We start from the raw sequence: 25,800 nt of genomic DNA, 5'->3' as shown, positions 1-25,800 counted from the left end.
AATGACTTCAACATGATCTCAGACTGTACTCGAAATCATACTAATTGTTTATCGAAAAAGTCCTGAAACGTACCACTGGTATTCAGGAAAATTTTTAGTTTACTCTGGTGAATTTTATAATTTTGACGAAAATTAACCATTAGACATGCTGATTAACTTCATTCACTGGAACGTAAATCCCGAGATTGCCCATGTTTTTGGCCTGTCGATAAGATGGTATGGTGTCCTTTTTGCACTTTCTTTCTTTTTGGGGTATTTTATCATGATAGGCATATTTAAGAAAGAAAATATCCCGCTGAAAGAGCTCGACCGGCTGACGACTTATATGATTGTCGGAACAGTTGTTGGAGCAAGGCTTGGGCATTGTTTTTTTTACGAACCCTCCTATTATCTCAGTCATCCTCTTGATGTATTTAAAGTCTGGGAAGGAGGTTTAGCCAGCCATGGCGCTGCCATTGGTATTCTGATTGCTCTTTATCTTTTTTCAAGAAAAAGTCAGAAACCCTACCTTTGGGTTGTGGACCGGATAGTCATTGTAGTGGCTCTTTCAGGTTTTTTGATCAGGACAGGAAATCTCATGAATTCGGAAAATCTCGGCAGACCCACAGATCTGCCCTGGGCATTCATTTTTTCCAGAACCAGCGATATTCCGCGACATCCCACCCAAATCTATGAAGGAATATCCTATTTATTGATTTTTGTCTTTCTTTTAAAATATTATTACCTGAAGGGAGGACAACCACGGCAGGGATTTCTGTTTGGCATGTTCCTTCTACTCATTTTCGGAGTAAGATTTTTTATAGAATTCCTCAAAGAACCCCAGGTGGATTTCGAAAGAAACCTGGCGCTTGATATCGGTCAACTACTGAGTATACCATTTGTAATAGCCGGACTATGTCTGTTGCTATATCCCCAATGGATCAGGAAATCAAAAACAGAGGGCTGATTATTTGACCAGTTTCATTTGATAATCTATGACTCCCTTGATTTTATCAGTCAGCTCTTTTTGTTCGTATTGTTCGCAAATCTGCGCCAACCTGTTCAGAATAGTGAATGCCTGCCGGGTTTCCTCCTCGTAATATTTAGCAAATGAACCTTCCTGAGAATTATAATAGATGATATCTTCTTCATAGTTCTTTACCAGTTGTTCAACGAGTGCATTACCTTTCAGAGGCTGTTTGGCCCTGTAATATACGTCGACGAAGGGCAACATATAAACATCAAATTTTATCTTATTATCCGGAAATACTTCAAGGCAAACATCTGCTGCCCTAACAGCTGAATCTGGCTTATTTATTTCCATGAGAGCCTGTGCTAACCGCATAAAATTTTGCTTGGGTATCATGGAATTACGGTAACTCTCCCTGTCGACATATACCCTCGGAGAATTCAGGTTCCCCCATTTACATTTATTTATAAGGATATCATAGGTTTCTTCGGTTGATATCCCACCTAAACCCTGAATATAATCAAATGCTTTGACAGGCATGAACTTGTAAACAAATCCTTCAAGGTGGAAATATGGTTCCACATTAAAGATATGGCCTACGCTGGATGGATTGGCAAAATAGACCGGCCGTTCCCAGTTATTGGTAGCCAGAAAATCAAGGAGCATCAGGTCATTTTTATACAGATAATTGGTTTTGATGTCCCATTCAACAACCGAATCAATCCTGCCGGCCAGATAACGGGGAACTATGCCATTCGTTACAGCCTTTCCCGGATCAACGGTAAGCCTGACCTTTTTAGTAGGAAAGTATTTTATCCATTGTCCATTCTGCAACATAACCTTGGTACTCTGGTTTTCACTGGCAAGGAAGTCAACAAGGAGCTTTAACTCAACGCGTCCCTTGATGCTCTTTTCCTCAAAATAAGGTATGATCTGGTTAATTCCCTTGTTGTACTGATCTTGTGTCAAAGTGAATTTGAGCGGTTCTGAATCATAGACTTTATTAGCCATCTGATGAATATACCAGTCCCCTGAGGCCAGCATGAAATTGACGACCCTGACATCAGTTCTCACACCTTCTACCTCCTGAGCGTACCATAAAGGAAAGGTGTCGTTATCGCCGTTGGTTATCAGTATCGCATTGGGGGCACAGGAGTTGAGATAATTTTTCGCATAATCAAAAGCCGCATATTTGCCTGACCGGTTATGGTCATCCCATCCCTGGTTCGCCATAATGCCAGGTACCAATATTAAACACAGGATAGTGACGATGATGGCCGAGATATTCCGTTTTAACACTCTGCTAAGTAATTCAACAAGAGGAATGATTCCCAAACCGATCCAGATGGCGAACGCATAAAAAGAGCCGGCATAGGAGTAATCCCGCTCACGTGGCTGGTAAGGCGTCTGGTTCAGGTACACTAAAATGGCAAGACCGGTCATAAAGAATAAAAGGGCCACAATAAGAGTGTCCTTGTAATTTTTATTCAGATGATAAAACAATCCAATCAATCCGAGTATCAGCGGTAAAAAAAAGAATGTATTCCTTGCAGGACTTTGTCTAGAAGAAGGCAGGTAATCCTGGTTGCCCAGTCTATTATTATCAATAAATTTGATGCCACTGAGCCAATTCCCGTTTTCAATGCCGCCATGCCCTTCAATATCATTTTGCCTTCCGACAAAATTCCACATAAAATACCGCCAGTACATATGTCCCACCTGATACCGGAAGAAAAACCTTAAGTTTTCGCTGAATGTTGGTTTTTGGATCACTTCTGCTTTGCCATCTCGTCCTGTATACGACACAGGGATACCTTTGACCTTCCCCCATTCTTTATATGCGGTGATATGGCTGTCTTTCTGGTTGCTCCACATCCTGGGGAAAAAGGTCATAAAACGTGAATCATAATTGGGTATCGAAGATTTCCTGTCATCAGTGATGATGTACTCACCTTTCTGCGCATCCTTAACATAAACAGGGCTTCCGTCTTTATAAGGATTTTCAGCATCCAGCGGCGTATTATAATACTGGCCATAAAATATGGGCCACGATCCATATTGCTCCCTGTTGAGATAGGATAAAAGGCTGATGGCATCTTTGGGCGCGTTCTCATTTATCGGTGTATTGGCATTGGCCCTTATGATGATCAATATGAATGAAGAATAACCGATCAAAATAAAGGTGAAGCAGAGTATCACCGTATTCAGCAGAGCTTTCTTATTACGGTAAAAATAAAAAATACTGGTGATGGCGCCAACCAGGATTAACCGGAAAATAAAATTCCCGACAGATGTGCTGGCAACCAGCATCAGAATCACAAAGACTATAGATAAAACGATCAGTGATGTTCGTAATGGTGAAGACTGTTCATGCCTTGTCGTGTATAAAATACCGCAAATGATGAGCCCGGCGGTGACAAGGACAAAGAAAATAGTTCCGGAATTGAACGGAAGCCCAATGGTATTAACAAATAGTAGTTCCGTTTTTGCAAATAAATTCACTATTTCAGGAATGATGACATACATCGCAAAAGCAAGAAGGAGGAGAGATATGACCAATGTTTTTATCATACCTTTAGCCGTTGGCGTGTATTTCTTAAAATAAAACACAAAAGCAATAGCCGGTATAGCCAAAAGGTTCAGTAAATGGACACCAATGGAGAGGCCAATAAGATAAGCGATGAATATGATCCATCGGTCAGCATGTTTGCTATCAGCAACGCTTTCCCATTTCAGAATCGCCCAAAAGACAATGGCCGTATAAAATGATGAACTGGCATAAACTTCACCTTCAACAGCCGAGAACCAGAACGAATCAGTAAAAGTATAAGCCAGCGCACCGATGAGGCCACAACCCAGGACAGTATATATTTTGCCATCAGTATACTCGTTGTCAGTAATAACCAGTTTTTTCGCCAGATGAGTAATACTCCAGAAAAGAAAGAGTATAGTAAAGCTGCTGGCTAATGCCGACATGAGGTTGACCATCAGCGCAACTTTTGATGTATCGCCAAAGGCAAACAGCGAAAAAAACCGGCCTAACATCTGAAACATTGGTGCTCCTGGAGGATGACCGACCTGTAACTTAAAAGCTGTTGCAATATACTCCCCGCAATCCCACCAACTTGCTGTTGGCTCGACTGTAGAAATATAAACGAAACTGGCGATGATAAATACTATCCATCCAGTGATGTTATTCAGCAGTTTGTATCTTTTCATTAATCGGTATTTTAATGATTTTACAATTTTGTGTAGCGAAGTTATAAATTTTACTCAAGACGACACGAATGTAAATATATTTTAGATGTGTTAAAGAGCTGTCACATCGGCTTTCAAATCAAAATTATTCTTTTTATTATAGAAATTGGAAATATTTGTATCTTTGCATCCCTTTTTAAGGGAATACCTTGTCCGATGGTGTAACTGGCAACACGTCTGATTTTGGTTCAGAAGACTCCAGGTTCGACCCCTGGTCGGACAACAGAAATATAGAATGGTGGTGAGGGGACTATGTCCCCTGTTTTGTTAGATATACATCACGAATCACATTAATAATGATCGAAAAGGAAAAAATAATACATCTTGTGGAACAATCGCTCGAGCAAAGTGATAAGTTTATGGTTGACATCCGCATAAAACCGGACAACAGAATCTATATTTACATCGACAGTGACAGTAGCATCACAGTGGATGACTGTATCATGACAAGCAAGTATGTCGAAAAACATCTTGACCGCGATGAGGAGGATTTTGAACTGATTGTTTCATCTGCCGGCATTGATCAGCCATATAAAAACCTGCGTCAATATAAAAAAAATATCGGTCGTCCGGTCAGTGTGACCCTTATGGATGGCGTAAAACTGACAGGCCTGTTGCTTGAAGCAAACCATCAATATATTGTCATCAAACCGGAAACAGTCAAAAAAACAAAAAAGAAATCCGAAGAAAGTGTCCACCACATACCCTTTGATCAGATAAAGGAAACTAAAGGCATTGTAACATTTAAAAATAACAGACTTTAAAATCAGGATTTATGGAACATATGAATTTAGTCGAAACCTTCTCAGAATTTAAAGAATTTAAGAATATCGACCGTGAAACCATGATGCGTATTCTGGAAGATGTCTTCAAACACATGCTGATAAAAAAATATGGTTCCGAAGATAATTTCGATATCATTGTCAACATTGACAAAGGTGACCTGGAAATATGGAGAAACAGGGAAATCGTTGAAGATGGGGAAGTTGAAGATGACAATACACAGATAGCATACTCTGCGGCAGTTAAAATTGAACCTGATTTTGAGGTCGGCGAGGAAGTCTCGGAGGAAATAAAATTAGAAGATTTCGGTCGCCGGGAAATACTTTCGATCAGGCAAAACCTTATCTCCAAAATACAGGAATACGAGAAGGATAATATTTATAAAAAGTACAGTGAGAAAATCGGGGAGATTATCACTGGTGAAGTTTACCAGATGTGGAAAAAAGAAATACTGGTTCTGGATGATGAATCCATAGAACTTATCCTGCCCAAATCAGAACAGATCCCTTCGGATCATTACCGTAAGGGTGACACAATACGTGCCGTTGTTTTAAAGGTGGAAATGCGAAATAATACCCCTTATATTATCTTATCAAGGACGTCACCTGTTTTTCTTGAACGCTTGTTTGAAGCCGAAGTACCGGAGGTTTACGATGGTTTGATTACCATAAAAAAAATCGTCAGGGTCCCTGGGGAACGGGCTAAAATCGCCGTTGAATCCTATGACGACAGAATTGATCCTGTCGGCGCCTGTGTTGGCATGAAAGGATCACGTATTCACGGTATTGTGCGTGAACTTAAAAATGAAAATATCGATGTGATCAATTTCACGAATAATCCCACATTATTCATTACCAGAGCTTTAAGCCCGGCTAAAATATCTTCAATACATATTGATGATAAAAATAAACGGGCTGAAGTGTATATGAAACCCGACCAGGTGTCGCTGGCAATAGGTAAAGGCGGATTCAACATTAAGCTGGCAGGTAAACTCACAGGCTATGAAATAGATGTCTACCGCGATACGGATGTTGATTATGAAGATGTTGACCTTCAGGAGTTTTCTGATGAAATTGATCAGTGGATCATCGATGAACTTAAGAATATCGGCTGTGATACAGCTAAAAGTGCGATGGAACTGAGTATCGATGAACTGGTGAAGCGAACCGACCTGGAAGAAGAAACTATTAAAGAAGTGCTTAAAATATTGAAAGCCGAATTTGAATAAACCAACAATGAGCTGCTGTTAGTAGTTAAGGACTACTGAAATAAATAAATTTTGTTACTTTTGCGACATTAATTAAAGGAGGATTTTTATAGATAAGATGGGAGATGATAGTAAATCAATACGGCTCAGTAAAGCCGCAAAGGAGTTTAATGTTGGCAGTACCACCATTGTTGAATTCCTTCATAAGAAAGGTCATAACATCGATGGGGGCCCCAATACCAAGTTGTCCCCTGAAATGTATAACCTGCTGATGGCTGAATTCCAGTCTGAAAAATATGTTAAGGAAGAAGCCAGTAAAATAGGATTGAACTATACCGACCATCTGACCCTCTCTATTGAAGACCAACGGATTATTGACGAGGAAACTGAAGGTACCGGAGAGCAGAAAGACCTGTTTATCAAAAGTCTTTCATTTGATTATGAAGACATTGGCATTAAAACCACGACAACAAAAACACCGGAAGTCCCCGACCGGAGAATCTCAAAAGAACCTCCTGCCGAAAAAGCCAAAAAAGAAGAAAAAATAGTTAAAGAGGGAGAACCTGCCCGCAAGAAGCCAGACGACAAGTCGGATTTGCAACCAAAGGGAAAAACTGCTGTCCTCACTCCTGAACAACTTTTAGAAATTAAGGAGGACAAAGAAAAGAAAACCAAAGGTGCTGTCACGGAGAAAGAAGCCCTTAAGGACGACACATTATTAGGTGAAGAAAAACCAGCAGCAGAAGCCACCCGGCTTGTCGACTCAGAAATCAAAATCCTCGGAAAAATAGATCTGAGCACGATCGCCAAACCATCCAAAAAAGGCAAGGCTAAATCCATCACTGATGAACCTGCCTTACAGGATGTATCCTCGGATAAACCAGACATTACTATTAATGGAGAAGTCTCTGAAATCTCCGTTAAAGAAAAACCTGAAACAACAACAGTAACTCCTGAGGAAACAAAAGAAATCACCGATACAACAGTGCGTCCGGAGACTGAGGAAAAAACTGATACAGAAAAGAAACCTGAGGATACAGTCATCAGGGCCAGGGCAGAACGGTTGACCGGACCTACCATACTCGGCACAATGGCTCTTCCCGAGATAAAAAAACCTGATAAAAAGAAACCTGTTGCGTCATCTTCCGATGAACAGTTAAAAGATAAAAAGAAAAAACGTAAGCGTATTAGAAAACACGAAGGAGAGCAGGTTTCCGCAACTGGTAAAAAAGCTGAACCATTACCCAAACAGAAATTTAAAGACAGACGACCTTATAGGGATCACCTCAAACCTGAAGTTTCGGAAGAAGAAATTGAAAAGCAGATCAAAGAAACTCTCCAGCGCCTGAGTTCGACAGGAAAATCCAAGGCTGCGAAATACCGCCGGCTGAAGCGTGAAACATTTTCAAAACTCCGACAGGAGGAGCTGGATAAAGCTGAATTGGAAAAAAAATTCATTAAGGTCACTGAGTTTGTTACAGCTAATGAGCTGGCTACAATGATGAATGTGCCGGTTACAACAATTATCTCCACCTGCATGTCGCTGGGATTGTTTGTTGCCATTAACCAGCGTCTGGATGCAGAAACATTAACGTTGGTTGCCGAAGAGTTTGGTTTTAAGGTCGAATTCGTCAGCATTGAAGTGCAGGAAGCCATTAACCAATTCGATGAAGTAGACCATCCGGAAGATTTAACCTGGCGTCCACCTATTGTCACGGTCATGGGTCACGTAGACCATGGGAAGACATCCCTGCTGGATTACATCCGTCATACGAATGTCATTGCAGGGGAGTCGGGAGGGATAACCCAGCACATCGGTGCATATGAGGTTTTCCTGGAAAACGGTAAATCAATCACTTTCCTTGATACTCCGGGCCACGAAGCCTTCACTGCTATGCGGGCCAGGGGTGCAAAAGTGACCGACATCGTCATCGTTGTCGTCTCTGCCGATGATAATGTGATGCCCCAGACTATTGAGGCTATAAACCATGCCCAAGCTGCCGGCGTTCCCTTGGTTTTTGCTATCAATAAGATTGATAAACCCAACACCAACCCTGAAAAAATCAAGGAACAATTATCGAAATTGAATATCCTTGTCGAGGATTGGGGTGGAAAATACCAATGCCAGGAGATATCAGCAAAAAAAGGTACCGGAGTTAATGAGCTGCTCGACAAGGTTCTATTGGAGGCCGAAATGCTTGAACTCAAAGCCAATCCGGAAAAGCCGGCCAGAGGAACAGTCATCGAATCGTCACTGGATAAAGGCCGCGGATACGTAGCCAAACTTCTTGTCCAGGATGGCACCATCAACATAAGCGATATTGTACTGGCAGGTGCTACCTTTGGTAAGGCAAAAGCTATGTACAATGAAAGAAAAATTCCTATAAAAGAGGCAGGGCCCTCAGTACCTATTCTCCTTCTGGGTTTGAATGGTGCACCACAGGCCGGTGACCAGTTCAATGTCATGAAGGATGAACATGAAGCCAAATCTATTGCGAATAAAAGGTTACAACTGCAGCGCGAACAGGGCCTCAGGACTCAAAAGCATATTACTCTGGATGAAATCGGGCGACGTATTGCTATCGGTGACTTCAAAGAACTGAATATCATCGTAAAAGGTGATGTTGATGGCTCTGTGGAGGCCTTGTCCGACTCATTACTGAAGCTGAGCACCGAACAGGTTCAGGTCAATGTTATACACAAATCTGTCGGGCCCGTCACTGAATCAGATGTCTTGTTAGCTTCAGCGTCAGATGCCATCGTCATTGGATTTCAGGTGCGGCCGTCGGTTAGTGCCCGTAAACTGGCTGAACAGGAACAGATAGATATCCGGCTTTATTCAATTATTTATAATGCCATCAACGAAATTAAAGATGCCATCGAAGGCATGCTGTCACCTGAAATAGAAGAAAAAATCACCAGCAACATTGAAGTCAGAGAGGTCTTTAAGATCTCAAAAATCGGCACAGTGGCCGGGTGTATGATGTTGGACGGTAAGATCACCAGGCACACGAAAGTCCGTGTTATCCGCAACGGGATTGTAGTTTACACCGGTGTACTCGGGTCACTTAAACGGTTCAAGGATGACGTGAAAGAAGTTACCTCCGGCTATGAATGTGGATTGAATATTGAGAATTACAACGATATTAAAGTTGGCGATATCATTGAAGGATACGAAGAGATTGAAGTAAAAAGGAAATTATAAATGCTCCCCCGATATCAGCATCTGATCTCTCTCTGAACCTGTTGAGACCATAACAAACTTAATCCCCAGTGAGCTTTCAATATAACGTAGATATGTCATAAATTCTACTGGTACCTCCTTGAATTTTTCTATCCGGGAGATGTCAGTTTTCCAGCCGGCCAACTCGTCATACAAAGGGATAACCGGTTCATGTATCACGCAATAAGGAAAATGGTCGATTATTTGATCATTAATCTGGTAATGCTTACAGACCTTAATACATTCAAAACCATTGAGAACATCGGCTTTGGTCATGATAAGGTGGCTGACGCCATTCAGCATGACAGCGTACCGGACTGCCACCAGGTCAAGCCAGCCGCATCGCCTGGGCCGACCTGTGGTCGATCCATATTCATGACCTTTAACACGTAATAAATCACCCTGGTCATCCATAAGTTCTGTTGGAAATGGCCCGCTGCCCACGCGGGTCGTATAGGCTTTAATAATACCATACACCTTCCCGATCATCTGAGGTGCAACACCCAATCCCGAGCAGACACCTGAACAGATCGTGTTAGATGAAGTGACATATGGATAGGTTCCGAAATCAACATCCAGCATGGTCCCCTGCGCTCCTTCGGCAAGTACCGATTTATTTTCACCCAGGCACTTATTAATAAAAAACTCACTGTCAATCAAATGAAGGCCTCTCATCCTGTCAATGGCATCAAACCACCGCGCTTCATAGTCTCTGAAAGGTAATCCATCAATCGGAAGATCATCCGGGTTGCAATTAAACATCCGGGAGATACGCAAGTGTTCTTCCTTTAAGGCTATATATTGACTAGAAAATGATGGATGTATGATATCCCCTATCCTGATGCCATTTCTTGCAGCCTTATCCGTATATGTCGGTCCAATACCCTTCAGGGTGGATCCCACTTTTGCATCTCCCCTGGTACGCTCATAGATGCCATCCAGGACGCGGTGTGTCGGCAGGATTAGATGCGCTTTTTTCGAAATGAACAAATTTTTTGTGGCATCAACATCCTTCAGCTTAAGTTCAGTGATCTCCTTATTCAGAATAAAGGGATCCACAATCACCCCATTGCCGATAATATTGATTTTATCCTCATGAAAAATACCCGACGGAATCAGATGAAGGATATGGGTATCGCCCTTGATATTAATAGTATGACCGGCATTAGCCCCACCCTGAAACCGTGCAATGACATCATAGTGTGGCGCCAGTTTATCCACTATCTTTCCCTTGCCCTCATCCCCCCATTGTAGGCCCAGAATTACATCTACTTTCATGTGTTATCAATTTGTTTTTTAGATCACATGGAATATCCCTAAAATATCCACTGCGGCTCAAATGAAAATCGTTCTGGTGGATATTTCATAGTTTGAAATTGTTGATCGCTTTAAATGATTATTACTACCGGTTCCTTGACCTGCCGTAAAATGTCAGGGCATAATGTGAAATCTCCACATTCAGGAGCTTTTCAACCGAATCCCTGACTTCTTCTATCCGCGGATCATAAAACTCTTTGATCTTGCCGGTATCTTCATCAATAAAATGATCGTGAGCACCAAATTTATATGATTTTTCAAATTCAGCCGAATTGTTGCCAAACTGATGCTTGGTCACCAGCCTGCAATTCAATAAAAGCTCAATGGTATTGTATAGTGTTGCCCGGCTCACCCTGTATTTGTTGTTCTTCATCCTGATATAAAGAGTCTCAATGTCAAAGTGCCCGTCTGTCGAATAAATCTCCTTCAGAATAGTATATCGTTCAGGAGTTTTCCTGTGACCATGACTCTCAAGATAATCTGTAAAAATTTTCTTGATAGTGTCGAAATTGATAGTGTCGTTCTTAGTCATTCCAGAGATTTTCGCCTAAAGTACTAAATTTTTATTATAATTTAGTTTAAATAAAAATAAAATTTCCAAAAGCAATGGATAAGCTAAATGACTTTTTCATCCATGCGGTTAATACGGACGACTTTCTTCACCGAGTCGAGGTTTTTCAATTGCCTTATGAGATCATTAAGGTTCTGTGTATTGTGAACATAAAGCATAACTAATGCATTCCACATGCCTTCATGGGTTTCAAGGTGGAATGAACGGATGTTCAAATCAAGTTTTCCCGATATGATTTGTGTAATTTCATTGATCAGTCCCTTTCTGTCAAGGCCAATGATTTTTATGCCGGTCAGAAATCCGATAGATTCCTTACTGCGCCATTTCGCTTTAACAATTCTGTTACCATATTTAGTCATGAGAAGGATAGCTTCGCTGCAATTAGTCCGGTGTATCTCTATTTCATTTTTCTCTGAAGTCATGAATCCAACCACGTCATCGCCCGGGATAGGATCGCAACATTCAGCAATGCGATATGTGATGCTCTCCATATCTTCCTTCAGGACAAGTGACTCGGGTTTTTTACTGATCTGTTCGGCAATGGCCTCTGACAAGGATTTTGGTTCATTGGGTCTGGATTTGATGAAAGGCCGCGTGATAAGGCCCAGCAACCCGCCACGGTCATGCTCCTGGCAGCAGTTTTTGAGCTCTTTAAGGCCTATCTCATTATTGGCGACTTTATAAAAAAGATCAATGGCGCTATGTATATTAAAGAAGCCCTGGATTCTCGACAGGTTGGTATTTGTAAATTCGACATCCAGCTGTTCCAGGTACGATCTCAGCTTCACCTTGCCCTCGTCGATATATTTCTTTTTATCTTCTTTTATGGCTTCCTTTATGCGTGATCTGGCTTTGGCTGTCACCACAAAGTTAAGCCAGTCTTCCTTCGGTTTCTGCTTCCCGGAAGTGATGATTTCCACCTGATCGCCATTGCGCAGCACGTGGCTGAGGGCGACAAGCTTATGATTAACCTTGGCACCGATGCTTTGATCACCAAGATCGGTATGAATACCGTAAGCAAAATCAACGGCTGTGGAGCCGACAGGTAAGGATCTCAGTTCCCCTTTCGGAGTAAAGACATTAATCTCATCTGTGAAAAGATTCAGCTTGAATTCATCAAGAAAGTCGAGTGCATTGGATTCGGGTGTCATGAGTAATTCTGTGATCTTGTTCAGCCACTGGTCCACAGCGGTTACATTTGAATTGGCATTTTTATATTTCCAGTGAGCCGCATATCCCCTTTCTGCTATTTCATTCATTCTTTTCGTCCTGATCTGTACCTCTACCCACCGGCCGGTGTGGCTCATGACGGTAGTATGAAGCGATTCATATCCATTGGCTTTGGGTGTGGAAATCCAGTCACGTAAACGGTTGTGCAAGGGGCTGTATGATTCCGTCACAATCGTATATACACGCCAGCAGTCCACTTTCTCTGCTTCAAAAATGGCATCAATGATGATCCTCAAGGCAAAAATATCAAACACCTCTTCGAATGGGATCTCTTTTTCTTTCATTTTTTTCCAGATGGAAAAGATGGACTTCACACGGCCTTCGATATCGAACTTAAAATCCTGGTGTGCCAGCTCTTTCCGGAGAGGTTGGATGAATTTCGCGATGAATTTATTTCTGTCCTTCTCCGATTCTTTTAATTTCCCGGATATCGTCCTGTAAATCTCCGGCTCGGTGTATTTCAGGGCAAGATCTTCCATTTCGCTCTTGATGGCATAAAGGCCCAGCCGATGGGCCAGGGGAGCAAAAAGAAATGCCGTTTCCGAAGCAATCTTCAGTTGTTTTTCACGCGGCAAGGCTTCCAGTGTCCGCATGTTATGGAGCCTGTCGGCCAGTTTGATCAATATAACCCTCACATCATCTGAAAGAGTCAATAGTATCTTTTTAAAATATTCGGCTTGCCCTGAGGTCGTCGGAGAGTTAAAAATCCCTTTAATTTTAGTCAGACCGTCGATGATCCTGGATACTTTCTCACCGAATATCATTTCAATATCCGACAGGGTATAGTCAGTATCTTCGACCACATCATGCAACAGGGCGCAGACGATGGAAGTCTCGCCCAGGCCTATTTCAGCGGCGACAATTCTGGCTACTTCAAGTGGATGATAGATATAGGGCTCACCGGTTTTGCGGCGCATATCCTTATGAGCTTCAACGGCAAAGTCCAGTGCCTTGCGGATCATTGTCTTATCTTTTGTTCCGCTGGCCGGATGCCAGGCCCTCAGCAGGTTCCGATACCTCCTGATGATCTCATGTTTCTCCTTTTCTAAGTCAACCTGATACATAGTCGAATTTGTTGGCGCCCGTCGGGAAAACGAACAGGACATTGAGGCAGTCGCAAAAGTGTTGGAAAATTGTTTTTCTGACTTTGTGTTACTTTATGTATGCTTTGTGACTCTTTGTGGTACAATTAATTAGATTAACCTCAAAGAGACACAAAGGTAATCACCAAGGGACACTAAGGACTTTTGAGACAGCCTCTCTTACAAAATTAGCTGAAATTGAGATACCATGGTAAAATCAATGTTTATAAATATTGAACCCTTTCAGGGTTCTGTTCTGTGGTATATTGCTTGTGACCAAGCCTTTCTGGCTTGGTTATTCATGTTAAATCCTTTCAGGATTTTCAGGAAATTTTTCCTTTTTTATTTTGGTCAAATTTTTGCTGTAAAAAATGCTTAAGTTTGACATGGAATTTGGGAAGCGGGGGTGAACTTTTTATACTGTCTATCCGTTATTAAGCTGTGATGAGGCGATTTCTATCGGTAATACTATTTCTACTTTGCTCTGTATCTGTCGTAGCTACACATCAACGGTCGGGCGAGATCACATTCCGGCATATCAGCGGACTGACCTATGAGTTCAAGATACTCACCTATACCTTTGCTCCGAGCCCTGCCGACAGGCCTGAACTTGAGATCCTCTGGGGCGATGGCACATCAAGCATCCTGCCACGTACTGAAAAAGTAGACCTCGCTAATGACATCCGGCGCAATGTTTATGTCGGACAGCATACTTACAGCGGCTATTCTGCCTATGTCATATCTCTTGAAGATCCTAACCGGAACTATGGCATCATAAATATTCCCAATTCCGTCAATGTTCCGCTTTATATACAGACAACCCTTGTCATTAATCCCTTTCTTGGTCCAGACAACTCACCTGTCTTACTTAATCCGCCTTTGGATGATGGATGCACAGGTATACCTTACATCCATAATCCCGGTGCTTATGACATTGACGGTGATAGTATTTCTTACCGTTTCATTCCCTGCAGGGGCGCTGAGGGTGAAGTGATACCCGGTTTTGTGTATCCCAACGTCGCTGACCCTGATAATCCTCCCGGCGAACTTACCATTAATCCTTTGACAGGAGACATACTATGGGATCATCCGACCATGCAGGGCGAATTTAACCTGGCTATGCTTATTGAGGAATGGCGTCATGGCGTTCGCATCAGCGCCATCACCCGCGATATGCAAATCCACATCGCCGCATGCAACAATGATCCACCTGTCATTCAACCATTACAGGATACTTGTGTCACTGCCGGATCAACGATATCCTTCGATGTCATAGCTACCGATATCAACAACGATGTGATCACACTCACAGCTACAGGTGGTCCAATTGTCATGGAAAATAATCCTGCTGATTTTCCCCAACCTGTTGATTCCACAGGATATGTGAAGTCGACATTTACATGGCAAACCGCCTGTCTTCATGTCCAGAAACGACCCTACCAAGTGTTTTTCAAAGTTACTGATGATGGCCAGCCCGTAAAACTCATTGACATGAAAACAGTGAATATCCTCGTCAATGGGCCACCGCCTGAAAACCTCACAGCCACTCCTATTGGTAATTCTGTTCATCTGGCCTGGAACAAAAGTCCCTGTTCAAATGCTTCCGGTTACAGGGTGTACCGTCGTTTTGGATCGTTCACCGGAGAACTTGGTTACTGTGTGACAGGATTGCCCGAATTTACTGGCTACATACCCATTGCTGACCGCCTGTCTATTGATGATACGCTATTCACCGATGACAACAATGGCAACGGTCTCATTCATGGAATTCAGTATTGCTACCGGGTGGTGGCAGTTTTTCCGGATGAGGCAGAAAGCTATGCATCTGATGAAGCCTGCGCATCTCTGAAAAAGGATGTCCCTATCATTACCAATGTCAGCATTGAAACAACGGGTACAACCGACGGCAGCATTTATGTGGCATGGTCAAAACCCACAGAACTGGATGTTTTGCAGGCTCCTGGCCCTTACAAATACCTGATCTACCGTTCTGATGGATTCACTGGTGCTAATCTGATATTGATTGACTCCCTGTCCGACCTTAATGATACCATTTACCACGATTTGCCTGTCAACACAGCTGATTTTGCGTCAAGTTACCGGATCGAGCTGTATAATGACACACCCGGTAACCGGTTCCTGATTGGCTCAACGCAGATTGCTTCGTCGGTATACCTGAGTATCACCCCGACCGACAACAAACTTGAACTGGCATGGGAAGAAAACGTACCCTGGCACAATGATGTCAATATTATCTACCGTAAGAACCCTGCGACACAACTTTTTGACTCCATTGGATCCAGCGCGGTACCATTTTATAATGACAGCGGACTGATCAATAAGGTCAATTACTGTTATTATATAAAAACTGTTGGTGCTTATTCCGCGCCGGGGATCATTGATCCCATCATTAATTTTTCGCAAATATCCTGTGCCAGTCCGTTGGATAATGTTCCTCCATGCCCGCCGGAACTGACCGTTGAAACCGATTGTGAACAGGTGTTAAACAGGCTGATATGGACCAATCCGAATAATATTTGCTGCACAGATGTCGAAAAATACTTTATCTATTTTTCACCAACCATACAATCTGATATTATACTCCTGGATTCAACTTTGAGCGCTGATGACACGACTTTCCTGCATGCGAACCTGCTGGGTATTGCAGGGTGTTATGCAATAACAGCCATCGACACCACCGGTAATCAAAGCGATTACAGCAATCTGGTATGTGTGAGTATTCATGCCTGTCCGGTTTATGCCCTGCCAAATGTCTTTACGCCAAATGGGGACGGATATAACGATTATTTGGTCCCATTCCCCTATACTTCAGTGGAAAGCATCGACCTGAAAATTTTTAACCGCTGGGGTACAGTGGTTTATGAGACAACCAACCCGAAGATTGACTGGGATGGAAAGGATAAAAATACAAACCGTGAATGCAGCGATGGTCCTTATTTCTATACCTGCGATGTCTATGAATACACACTCAAGGGCTTAATGAAGAGAGCCTTGCAGGGTGTGGTTTACATTTTGAAATAAACCGCTATCCATCCTGCCAAATTCTGAGACTTCACAAGTCACAATAATGAAAGGCGCGTAACTATAGCTTTTCGATTAAATCGACCACCCTGCAGGAATAACCCCATTCATTGTCATACCAGGCCAGCACCTTTATGGTTTTCCCCATGACCATAGTGCTGAGTGCATCGAAGATGGAAGAATGCGTGTTATGGATAATATCGACTGAAACGATCGGATCTTCCGTATATTCGAGTATGCCATTCATGGGGCCTTCGGCTGCTTCTTTCATAGCCAAATTGACTTCTTCCTTTGTTGCTTCCACTTTCAGGTTGGCCACGAAGTCGACCACTGACCCTGTCGGAGTAGGAACGCGAATGGCCAACCCATCCAGTTTGCCTTTCAGCTCAGGGATGACCTTACCAACAGCTTTTGCAGCACCGGTGGTGGTCGGTATCTGCGATATGGCACATGACCTCGCCCTTCTCAGATCCGAATGAGGCGCATCAAGAATACGCTGATCATTAGTATAAGAATGAATGGTAGTCATGAATCCATTTTCGATGCCGAACCTGTCATTCAGAACTTTTGCAACAGGCGCCAGGCAATTGGTTGTGCAGGAAGCATTCGAAATGCACTGGTCGGTTTCTCTCAAATCCCTGTCGTTAACACCGATAACGATTGTGTTATCAATATCATCCTTTGCAGGAACTGTTAAAATGACCTTCTTTGCTCCATTTTTTAAGTGATCACCATAGCCGCCTTTAGCGCTTTCCTTGTTGCGGAATATACCCGTAGCTTCCACTACTACGTCTGGACTCTCCGGCCATGGGATATTGGCAGGACTCTTCTCAGCCGATACGGAGATCTTTTTCCCGTTGACAATGATATTCGTGTCATCAAATCCTATCGTGCCATTAAATTTTCCCTGGGTGGAGTCATACTTGAGCAAATGTGCGAGTGTTTTGGTATTAGTCAGGTCATTTATCCCGATAATTTCAATATTTTCCCTCTCAAGGGCGATCTTAAGAACATTGCGGCCTATCCTTCCAAAACCATTAATAGCAACTTTAATCTTAGCCATTATTGTAAATTTTAATTATTGAACACTATTAAAACTGACCCAGTCGTGAAGACCTGGTGAATCGGGTTTTTTTACGCGGTGCAAAATTATACTTTAAGAATTAAGATTGTTAATAAAATAACAAAAAAAATAAACTTTTGTTCAGATCTGTCACCGTATTCGTTACAGTGATGAAATTAGCCGTAAAATCTGGCTTTATTTCGGTGGTTTAGATTAATTTTGCATGCAAAGTTGCTGGTTCATGGCAGATAAGTTCATATCTAAAGCCCTGGAGGCTAACCTGGCTGAAACACGCTATAAAAATATTGTGATCCCGGAATCACATCAGTTTTTCATTACACTGTCTGAATCGTATTATGGCATTAGCAAACGGGCCAGCGAATGCCTGATTGAATATTCCCACCCCTTCTCAAACCGCAAATTTGTTGTTGAACAGCTCAGGGAGATTCTCCTCGGGGATTTCTGGTTTTATTTCGGAAATGAACAGGCCGAAAAAGCTTTTGATGTCATCCTGGATGTTCAGGATAAACTGTTACAGTGTGACCTGAAAAAAGAATTGCATCTGGAAATCATCCAGACGCTGATTGAATTCGTTGAATTGCTGAGCCGGCAAAGGAAAATCCTTCATCATACGATCTCCGAATGCCTTCATATATTTAAAAGGAATCTTGAATTGAGGAAAGAAAGTTTCATTGAGAGTTCAAGGTTTTTTATCAAGCACCTCACCGTCACGGTTCAGTTGCCATCCTTCTGTGATGAAGTCTTTCGGCTTACACAGGAAATCCTTTATAAAAACATCCTTTTCTGGGAACAAACATCCCAGATTAATGCATGGATGAACAGCAGAAAACAGATCCTCAGGAGAGATTATTCTGCAGAACTGGCAACAGTCGGTCAGCCCTATTTCGATGCTCTCAAGGCAAAAATTGAAACGATCACCGACTGGCAGGCACTGACCACAGAAATTCCTACTTATGATGCCATTGCCGACAACTATAGTCGATTTACGGATATTTTTGAATCGTTCATTGAAAAGTTCTACTATTCGTTCTATCTGCTCTATCTACCAGGTATGGCACAGGTAAAAGACCGGCTGATCTGGAACATCAATAAGCTGCTCCGCAATACCATCGATGAAATCGAGAAAGATGAGCTCAAAGATTTCACTGATAAAATCTTCGAACTGTCTGAACAATTGCGCAAGAATCATATGTCCTCGGTATTGGATTGCCTGCTGACACTGGGTAAGAAGCTCATAGATGTAGATGATACTGAAGAACGACAGCTCGTGAGCCATTTTGAAAGTAAACTCATCGATTTTGGCTTCGAAATCCCCGGCATCGTATATGTAAATGAAGACTGGCAGATCAATGTGAATCCAAATCATATCAAAAATATCAGGGTCTGGCTTGAGTTGATTGAATACCCTCACATGATCCTTGAGCGTCTGCTTTCTTCCCTAATTGTTAACCTTAAACTCGGTGGTATATTTATCAATGACACTGACCTCTTCCAGCGCGATATCAGTAAGATCCTTAATTCCAATATTGCTCCATACTATAAGCGTGTCAAACAACTCACAAAGATTTTCCCTGTTTATTTTAATGAGATAGGTGCCGAAGGCGATATCCGTCATATCACAACATCTATTGACGAACTCTCACGCCGCCAGGATCGTCTTATCCATTTCCTACGCAAACAGGTACATACCGAGAGCAACAATACCCTGATAGACCTGACCAGGAAAATTTTCAGCTTCTGGTACGATGGTGACCTCAGTAAATTAAAGCCTTTACTTCCTTCCGACGTTTACGAATCGATCGATTTGGAGGGTGAATGGTTTGCCCCTGTACACCTGATGGTGCATAGCCTTTGTGAAAAAAGCAGCTGCCGGCATACTGAACTCCTTGACCTGGAAGAATCAAAATTCGAGGAACTCATCGCACAGATAACAGATAATAATAACAGGGATAAAGAAAGAATCAAATTCCTCAGGAAACTCTATTTCCTGCTAAAAGAAAAATATTCCTTCGATACAGTTGATATCAGCGCCATTCTTAAAAAATTTCCTTTTCTTGATAACAAAGAGATCGAAAAGTTCAGCAAAGCCCTGAAAAGTAACAATTTCGAGAAATCCCTGAAGATGATATACAGCTTCATGGAAAAACTCAAGCAGATTATTTTCAATCCCTCTCCAAGTGAAGGATGGGAGAATATCTATTATAAAAGGCATATTGCCATTGGCATACCATCCATGTACGGTGTTTACAGGGAAAACAAGTTTGAAGCGCTCGGGCTGACATTCAGGCTTGAAAAGATCGCCACACGGTTGATGGAAAAGGTGGTTGACAATATCAACCTGGATTATATTTCTGCCAAAACACTCAACCGCATTTATGAGATCCTTGAATATTTCAGGGAAGGACTGGAATTCGATGGTATCTATAGTCAGGGCTTCACATCCAACCTGGAAATGCTTAAATACAGCCTGATATCGAGAAGCTTCTCGCTTGAACAGTATATCAATATCTTCCAGTTTATCGCAGAAGATATTAAAAAATCGATCGACAAATATTTTCTGAAAACTTACGAATATCCGCTTTATGAAATCATTCCCCGGTTATTCAGGCCGGAAAACGAAAAGGATGAAAAGTCCATGGCCGTATTGCTGAATAAAAAATCAGAGGAATTTTACAGGGATATTATCTCTTCAGCTTTTCTGGTTCAGCCACTTGATAATCTTGTTTCAAGGGTTCTGCATAGCTTGCGGAATATGGCTGATCATCTGCCACAGGCACTTATCAATGATGTCATGTCTTACAACTCCGACCTGGTCATCAGTCCTATCAGCGAAGAAACCGTTGAAATGGACAACCAAATCTTCCTGGGTTCAAAGGGGTACTTCTTAAAAAAAATGTATTTGTCTGAATTTCCTGTTCCCCAGGGTTTTGTGCTGACTACTGAAGTGTTCCGCTGCAGGAATGCCATTTCTAACCTGCCGGATATAGGAGAAGAAATGGACCGTATGATTCTTACCCAGATTAAACGGCTCGAAAAACTCACAGGCAGGGAATTTGGCAACCCAAAAAACCCACTATTATTATCAGTCCGTTCAGGATCAGCTATTTCAATGCCTGGAGCCATGACGACATTCCTTGATGTCGGCATGAATGACGAGCTCACTATAGAGTTGAGTAAACAGCATAACTTCGGCTGGACATCATGGGATTCCTACCGTCGTCTGCTGCAGTGCTGGGGCATGGCCAACGGTATTGCCCGTGATGTTTTCGATCAGACCATCCAGGCCTATAAGAAGAAATACAAAGTCGATCAGAAGGCCAATTTTGAACCTGCACTTATGCACCAGATTGCAATGGCCTATAAGAAAGTCTTGTCGGATAACAATATATATTTTGAACAGGACTTACAAGAGCAACTGAAGCAAACCATCAGTTATGTCTTTGAATCCTGGTCATCTGAAAGGGCCAGGGCTTACCGGCAGCACCTCGGCATTGCCAACGAGTGGGGCACTGCAGTCATCATTCAGAAGATGATCCTGGGTAACCTGCATAAATACTCCGGAACTGGTGTTGTTTTTACACGTTATCCTCATGATCCGAAACCAGGAGTGAATCTCTATGGTGACTTCACTTTCTGCAGCCAGGGCGAAGATATTGTCAGTGGACTTGTACATACATTACCCATTTCCGAAAATCAGAGGAAACTGTCGCGGATGAAAAAACGTTCCCTGCAAAGCGCCATGCCGGAAATTTACAGGAGAATCCAGCAAATTGCCGTCGATCTCATTGAAAATCATGGTTACCCGCCTCAGGAAATTGAATTCACGTTTGAGTCGGAGAATCCTAATGATGTTTTTATTCTCCAAACCCGCGACCTGGATATCCTGAATCAGCAAAAGATAAACGTATTCAGCTTATCACCACATGACATGCAACTGGTCGGCAGGGGCATCGGAATCGGTGGAGGCGCCATGAACGGCATCCTTTCTTTTGACATGGACGACCTGGACAAATTCAAGGTACAATTCCCCGGGCAAAACCATATTCTCGTAAGACCTGATACGGTTCCTGACGACATCGGTATGGTTTTCAAATGTGACGGTCTGCTGACCTCCAAGGGAGGGGCTACTTCGCACGCCGCTGTCACAGCTGTCAGGCTCGGTAAAGTCTGCGTCGTCAATTGCATTGACCTGGCTGTTAATGAAAAGAAAAAAGAATGCGCAATCAATGCCATGAAATTCAAATCCGGCGACAGGATAGCTATCGATGGATACCTCGGGAATATTTACAAGGGCAACTACCCCATAGAACTGTCTGAACTGATTCCGGGTATATAAACAGATTATGATGGATTTTATATAAAATCCTATCTTTGCAGGTTATGAAGAATATCCGAAATTTCTGTATCATCGCCCATATTGACCACGGTAAGAGCACACTTGCCGACCGTTTACTCGAATATACCGATACGGTGACCGGTAAAGATTTGCAGGAACAGGTACTGGATAATATGGACCTGGAAAGGGAAAGGGGTATCACTATTAAGAGTCACGCCATCCAGATGAATTATGAATTTGAAGGACAAGACTATATTCTGAATCTTATTGATACGCCCGGTCATGTCGATTTTTCATATGAAGTATCACGATCCATCGCCGCCTGCGAGGGGGCCTTGCTGGTCATTGATGCTACCCAGGGTATTCAGGCTCAGACCATTTCCAATATGTATCAGGCTCTCGACCATGACCTGGAAATCATACCTGTACTGAACAAGATGGACATGGAGAATGCCCAGCCCGAAGAGGTCAAAGACCAGATCGTCGATCTGTTGGGATGTAAGCGGGAAGAAATCCTTGAAGCCAGCGCGAAGACAGGTTATGGCGTATATGAGATCCTTGAGGCCATTATAAAGAAGATCCCGCCACCCAAGGGTGATCCGGAGGCACCATTGCAGGCTCTTATTTTTGATTCGGTTTTTAATTCATACCGGGGTATATACGCCTATTTCAGAATAATGAACGGAGTCATCCGGCAGGGTGATCATGTGAAATTCGTGGCCACCGACTGGGATTATTTTGCTGAAGAAATCGGTGTATTGAAACTACCCTACTTGCCACGGCCGGTTTTGGGAACCGGTGAAGTCGGCTATATCATTTCAGGCATTAAAACATCCAAAGAGGTCACTGTGGGCGATACCATTACGCATTACGACAGGCCTTGTGAAAAAGGCATTGAGGGATTTAAACAGGTAAAGCCAATGGTCTTTGCCGGTGTTTATCCCATAAATGCTGACGACTATGAAGAACTGCGGGCTTCTATTGAGAAGCTTCAGCTCAATGATGCCTCTCTTTTCTTCGAGCCGGAATCCTCTGTTGCCCTTGGCTTTGGTTTCAGGTGCGGATTCCTTGGACTGCTTCATATGGAGATCATCCAGGAACGCCTCGACAGGGAATTTGACATGGATGTCATCACCACTGTACCAAATGTTTCTTACAAGGCATACACCACCAGGGGTGAAATGGTAGAGGTCCATAATCCATCGGGCCTGCCTGATCAGAAATATCTTGACTATATTGAAGAACCCTATATCACAGCTCAGATCATCAGTAAATCAGAATATGTCGGCCCGATTATGAATCTGTGCATTGATAAGCGGGGCACCCTCAAAAGCCAGATTTACCTCACCAGCGATCGCGTGGAGATAACATGTGAAATGCCCCTCGGCGAAATCGTCTTCGACTTTTACGACAAACTAAAAAGTATCTCAAAAGGCTATGCCTCTTTCGATTATTTCCAATCCAGCTATAAGCTTGCCGATCTGGTCCGCCTGGATATCATGTTAAACGGCGAAAGAGTCGATGCCTTGTCAACGCTGATTCACAAGGCCAACTCCTATGATTTTGGCCGGAAAATGACAGGTAAACTGAAAGAACTCATCCCACGTCAGCAATTCGATATTGCCATACAGGCTTCCATCGGTGCCAAGATTATTGCCAGGGAAACCGTCAAGGCTGTCAGAAAGGACGTCACAGCGAAATGTTATGGCGGCGATATCACCCGCAAACGCAAACTGCTCGAGAAACAAAAAAAAGGCAAAAAACGCATGCGACAAATAGGCAATGTTCAGGTGCCCCAACAGGCTTTTCTGGCTGTTCTTAAAATGGATTAACTTCATGGTCGGACAAATGGCCATCGGTATTGTAACATTTTACATTCTCATATCGTCTTATAGGCACCAACAATGAATTTTCCATACTGACAGATGACAACCTACGAATACAATTCGTGTGTAGAAGAATTTGCCGACAAGGTCTACCGCTTTATCCTCAAAAATATCAAGGATACAGATAAAGCCAGGGATATTGTCCAGGAGGCTTTTGCGAAGATGTGGGAAAAAGTCGCAGATATTGCTTTTGAAAAAGCCAAACCCTATCTCTTTTCAACAGCTTATCACACGATGATCGACCAACTCAGGAAAGATAAGAGGATCAATGCATTAGAAGAAGATCATGAACAAATGATAACGACGGAAAATGAATATAACGACCTGAAAGAAGTCCTTGAGCAGGGTCTGACCAGATTGCCCCATGTTCAAAAATCCGTTCTTCTGCTCCGCGACTATGAAGGATATTCATATCAGGAGATAGGAAATATCATGAACCTGAACGAATCACAGGTGAAGGTTTACATATACCGTGCAAGGATATTTCTTAAAGATTATATCGTCCGTATGGAAAACGTGCTATAATGTTGTGCCATGAAAATAGCCAGGAATAATTATGAAATATTTTTTGTCGACTACAGTGAAGGTGCATTGTCCCCTTTGCAGGTTGATGAACTGGCTGTTTTCCTGGACCATAATCCCGACCTGAAAGAGGAATTTGAAGCCTTTGAAAATATTCGTCTTGTTTCTGATGAAACCATCTCTTTTCCGGGAAAACACAATCTGAAAAAAAATATTATCACATCGGTCAGATACATCAATGCATCCAATTATGACCAATATTTTATTGCCGAACTCGAAGGCGATCTGAATAATGAAGATAAAGAGCTGGTCACTCGCTTTATAGATAAGAATCCTTTTCTGAAAAATGAATATCTCCTTCTCAAAGCAACTGTTCTTGAGCCTGATAATGGAATCATTTTCCCCGGCAAACAGGCTCTGAAAAAAAGAGCGCTATTCATATCAGGCAGAAGGCTGATTTATTATAGCATAACCCTCGCTGCTGCCTTGCTAATTCTCTTTTTACTATTTAATCCTATGCGTAAACAAGCCGATGACAGCAGAACCCTTGCGGGCTTCACCAAATCAGATACCGCTGTTTACCAAGGAAAAGATATGGACAGGCCGACGAACCAAAAATCAAATGTTACTGCATATATTCCCGAAATGAATCCTGAGTCTCTGCCAATAAAAGCAGTTATCTCAGGGCAAATCCCAACAATGGATTCAGCATTATTACCTTTTCAAAACAGAGATCTGACACCCCTGACTAAATTAAAAGGTAATTATGCCACTGCAGAACTGCAGATTATAAATACTTCAGAATACAATCAGGAGGAAAATATTGTTCATACCAGGAATTACCTCTCCCGGATACCGCCTTATTTATTTGCTGTGGAAGATTATATGACGGATTTGGCCCAAACCAATAAGCCTGAGGATTATAATTCGATCTTCGCCTATGGTTATGCCAAAATCAGGAAACTGTTTAAAAAAGAGCCAAAGGATGAGAAAAAATCATCTGATTTCTCCTTCTGGGCGCTGGCCGATCTGGGTGTCATCGGAATAAACCACTTGACCAACAGCGATTTCAGGATTGAACGTGTGACAGATAAAAATGGCAAGATCCTGTCGTACCAGGTGGGAAATGAAAATTTTGAAATCAGCAGGACCAAATAAAACTGAGGTGGTCTGAGAAATCAGGACAGAAAGCTGAATTGAATATCCAACATACGAACATTCGAAGTAGAAGTAGAACTGAAAGGCGAGGGAGATATGCGAATGGAAAGATGAATTCAGATTTCTAACTTCCTTTCTGATATCGCCTTCTA

At 42.5% G+C, this 25,800-nt stretch carries 14 protein-coding genes and 1 tRNA gene; 10 read left to right on the top strand and 5 right to left on the bottom strand.

All coding sequences use genetic code 11. The annotated features are described in order from the left end of the window. The first annotated feature begins 145 nt into the window (after positions 1 to 145). Entirely contained in the window at positions 146 to 946 is an 801-nt protein-coding gene (lgt, locus tag NT175_11230; protein MCX6235269.1) for a prolipoprotein diacylglyceryl transferase, read from the top strand. On the opposite strand, the gene NT175_11225 is transcribed toward lgt, so the two are convergent. Beyond that, positions 947 to 4,168 carry a DUF2723 domain-containing protein gene (locus NT175_11225; GenBank protein ID MCX6235268.1) on the bottom strand — a complete coding sequence of 1,074 codons (3,222 nt, stop codon included), beginning with the start codon at positions 4,166 to 4,168 and terminating at the stop codon, positions 947 to 949. A 189-nt stretch (positions 4,169 to 4,357) separates the two neighbouring features. On the opposite strand from NT175_11225, the gene NT175_11220 reads away from it, so the two are divergent. From NT175_11220 to infB, 4 genes are all read left to right on the top strand, one after another. Further along, positions 4,358 to 4,430 (top strand) — tRNA-Gln (locus tag NT175_11220). A 73-nt stretch (positions 4,431 to 4,503) separates the two neighbouring features. Next, on the top strand, positions 4,504 to 4,971 hold the full coding sequence (rimP, locus tag NT175_11215) for a ribosome assembly cofactor RimP (protein MCX6235267.1): 468 nt from the start codon (positions 4,504 to 4,506) through the stop codon (positions 4,969 to 4,971). A gap of 11 nt (positions 4,972 to 4,982) precedes the next feature. Further along, positions 4,983 to 6,218 (top strand): transcription termination factor NusA, encoded by a 1,236-nt coding sequence (nusA, locus tag NT175_11210; GenBank protein ID MCX6235266.1) that lies wholly within the window; start codon positions 4,983 to 4,985, stop codon positions 6,216 to 6,218. A gap of 97 nt (positions 6,219 to 6,315) precedes the next feature. Next, entirely contained in the window at positions 6,316 to 9,402 is a 3,087-nt protein-coding gene (infB, locus tag NT175_11205; GenBank protein ID MCX6235265.1) for a translation initiation factor IF-2, read from the top strand. On the opposite strand, the gene NT175_11200 is transcribed toward infB, so the two are convergent. From NT175_11200 to NT175_11190, 3 genes are all read right to left on the bottom strand, one after another. Continuing rightward, positions 9,397 to 10,698, bottom strand: coding sequence for an adenylosuccinate synthase (locus tag NT175_11200; protein ID MCX6235264.1), 1,302 nt, complete (start codon positions 10,696 to 10,698; stop codon positions 9,397 to 9,399). The two genes, infB and NT175_11200, sit on opposite strands and share 6 nt — an antisense overlap. A 124-nt stretch (positions 10,699 to 10,822) precedes the next feature. Further along, a complete protein-coding gene (locus tag NT175_11195; protein ID MCX6235263.1) occupies positions 10,823 to 11,269 on the bottom strand; it encodes a transcriptional repressor in 447 nt (148 codons plus the stop codon). 83 nt (positions 11,270 to 11,352) lie between these two features. Beyond that, complete coding sequence (locus NT175_11190; GenBank protein ID MCX6235262.1) at positions 11,353 to 13,602, bottom strand: RelA/SpoT family protein; 2,250 nt, start codon at positions 13,600 to 13,602, stop codon at positions 11,353 to 11,355. 462 nt (positions 13,603 to 14,064) lie between these two features. On the opposite strand from NT175_11190, the gene NT175_11185 reads away from it, so the two are divergent. Next, complete coding sequence (locus tag NT175_11185) at positions 14,065 to 16,662, top strand: gliding motility-associated C-terminal domain-containing protein (protein ID MCX6235261.1); 2,598 nt, start codon at positions 14,065 to 14,067, stop codon at positions 16,660 to 16,662. Between the two features lie 61 nt (positions 16,663 to 16,723). Here NT175_11185 and gap read toward each other — a convergent pair whose 3' ends face one another. After that, positions 16,724 to 17,725 carry a type I glyceraldehyde-3-phosphate dehydrogenase gene (gene gap, locus NT175_11180; protein ID MCX6235260.1) on the bottom strand — a complete coding sequence of 334 codons (1,002 nt, stop codon included), beginning with the start codon at positions 17,723 to 17,725 and terminating at the stop codon, positions 16,724 to 16,726. A 241-nt stretch (positions 17,726 to 17,966) separates the two neighbouring features. On the opposite strand from gap, the gene NT175_11175 reads away from it, so the two are divergent. From NT175_11175 to NT175_11160, 4 genes are all read left to right on the top strand, one after another. Further along, on the top strand, positions 17,967 to 22,082 hold the full coding sequence (locus NT175_11175) for a PEP-utilizing enzyme (protein ID MCX6235259.1): 4,116 nt from the start codon (positions 17,967 to 17,969) through the stop codon (positions 22,080 to 22,082). 44 nt (positions 22,083 to 22,126) lie between these two features. Continuing rightward, positions 22,127 to 23,914 carry a translation elongation factor 4 gene (gene lepA / locus NT175_11170; protein ID MCX6235258.1) on the top strand — a complete coding sequence of 596 codons (1,788 nt, stop codon included), beginning with the start codon at positions 22,127 to 22,129 and terminating at the stop codon, positions 23,912 to 23,914. Between the two features lie 93 nt (positions 23,915 to 24,007). After that, positions 24,008 to 24,493, top strand: a complete 486-nt coding sequence (locus NT175_11165; protein ID MCX6235257.1) for an RNA polymerase sigma factor — start codon at positions 24,008 to 24,010, stop codon at positions 24,491 to 24,493. A 9-nt stretch (positions 24,494 to 24,502) separates the two neighbouring features. After that, positions 24,503 to 25,648, top strand: coding sequence for a hypothetical protein (locus NT175_11160; protein MCX6235256.1), 1,146 nt, complete (start codon positions 24,503 to 24,505; stop codon positions 25,646 to 25,648). Positions 25,649 to 25,800: the final 152 nt, after the last annotated feature.

Source organism: Bacteroidota bacterium, from assembly GCA_026391695.1.
GTDB lineage: Bacteria > Bacteroidota > Bacteroidia > Bacteroidales > JAGONC01 > JAPLDP01.
Note: the sequence above shows the minus strand (reverse complement) of the source record. Positions and strands in the feature narration are given on the sequence as shown.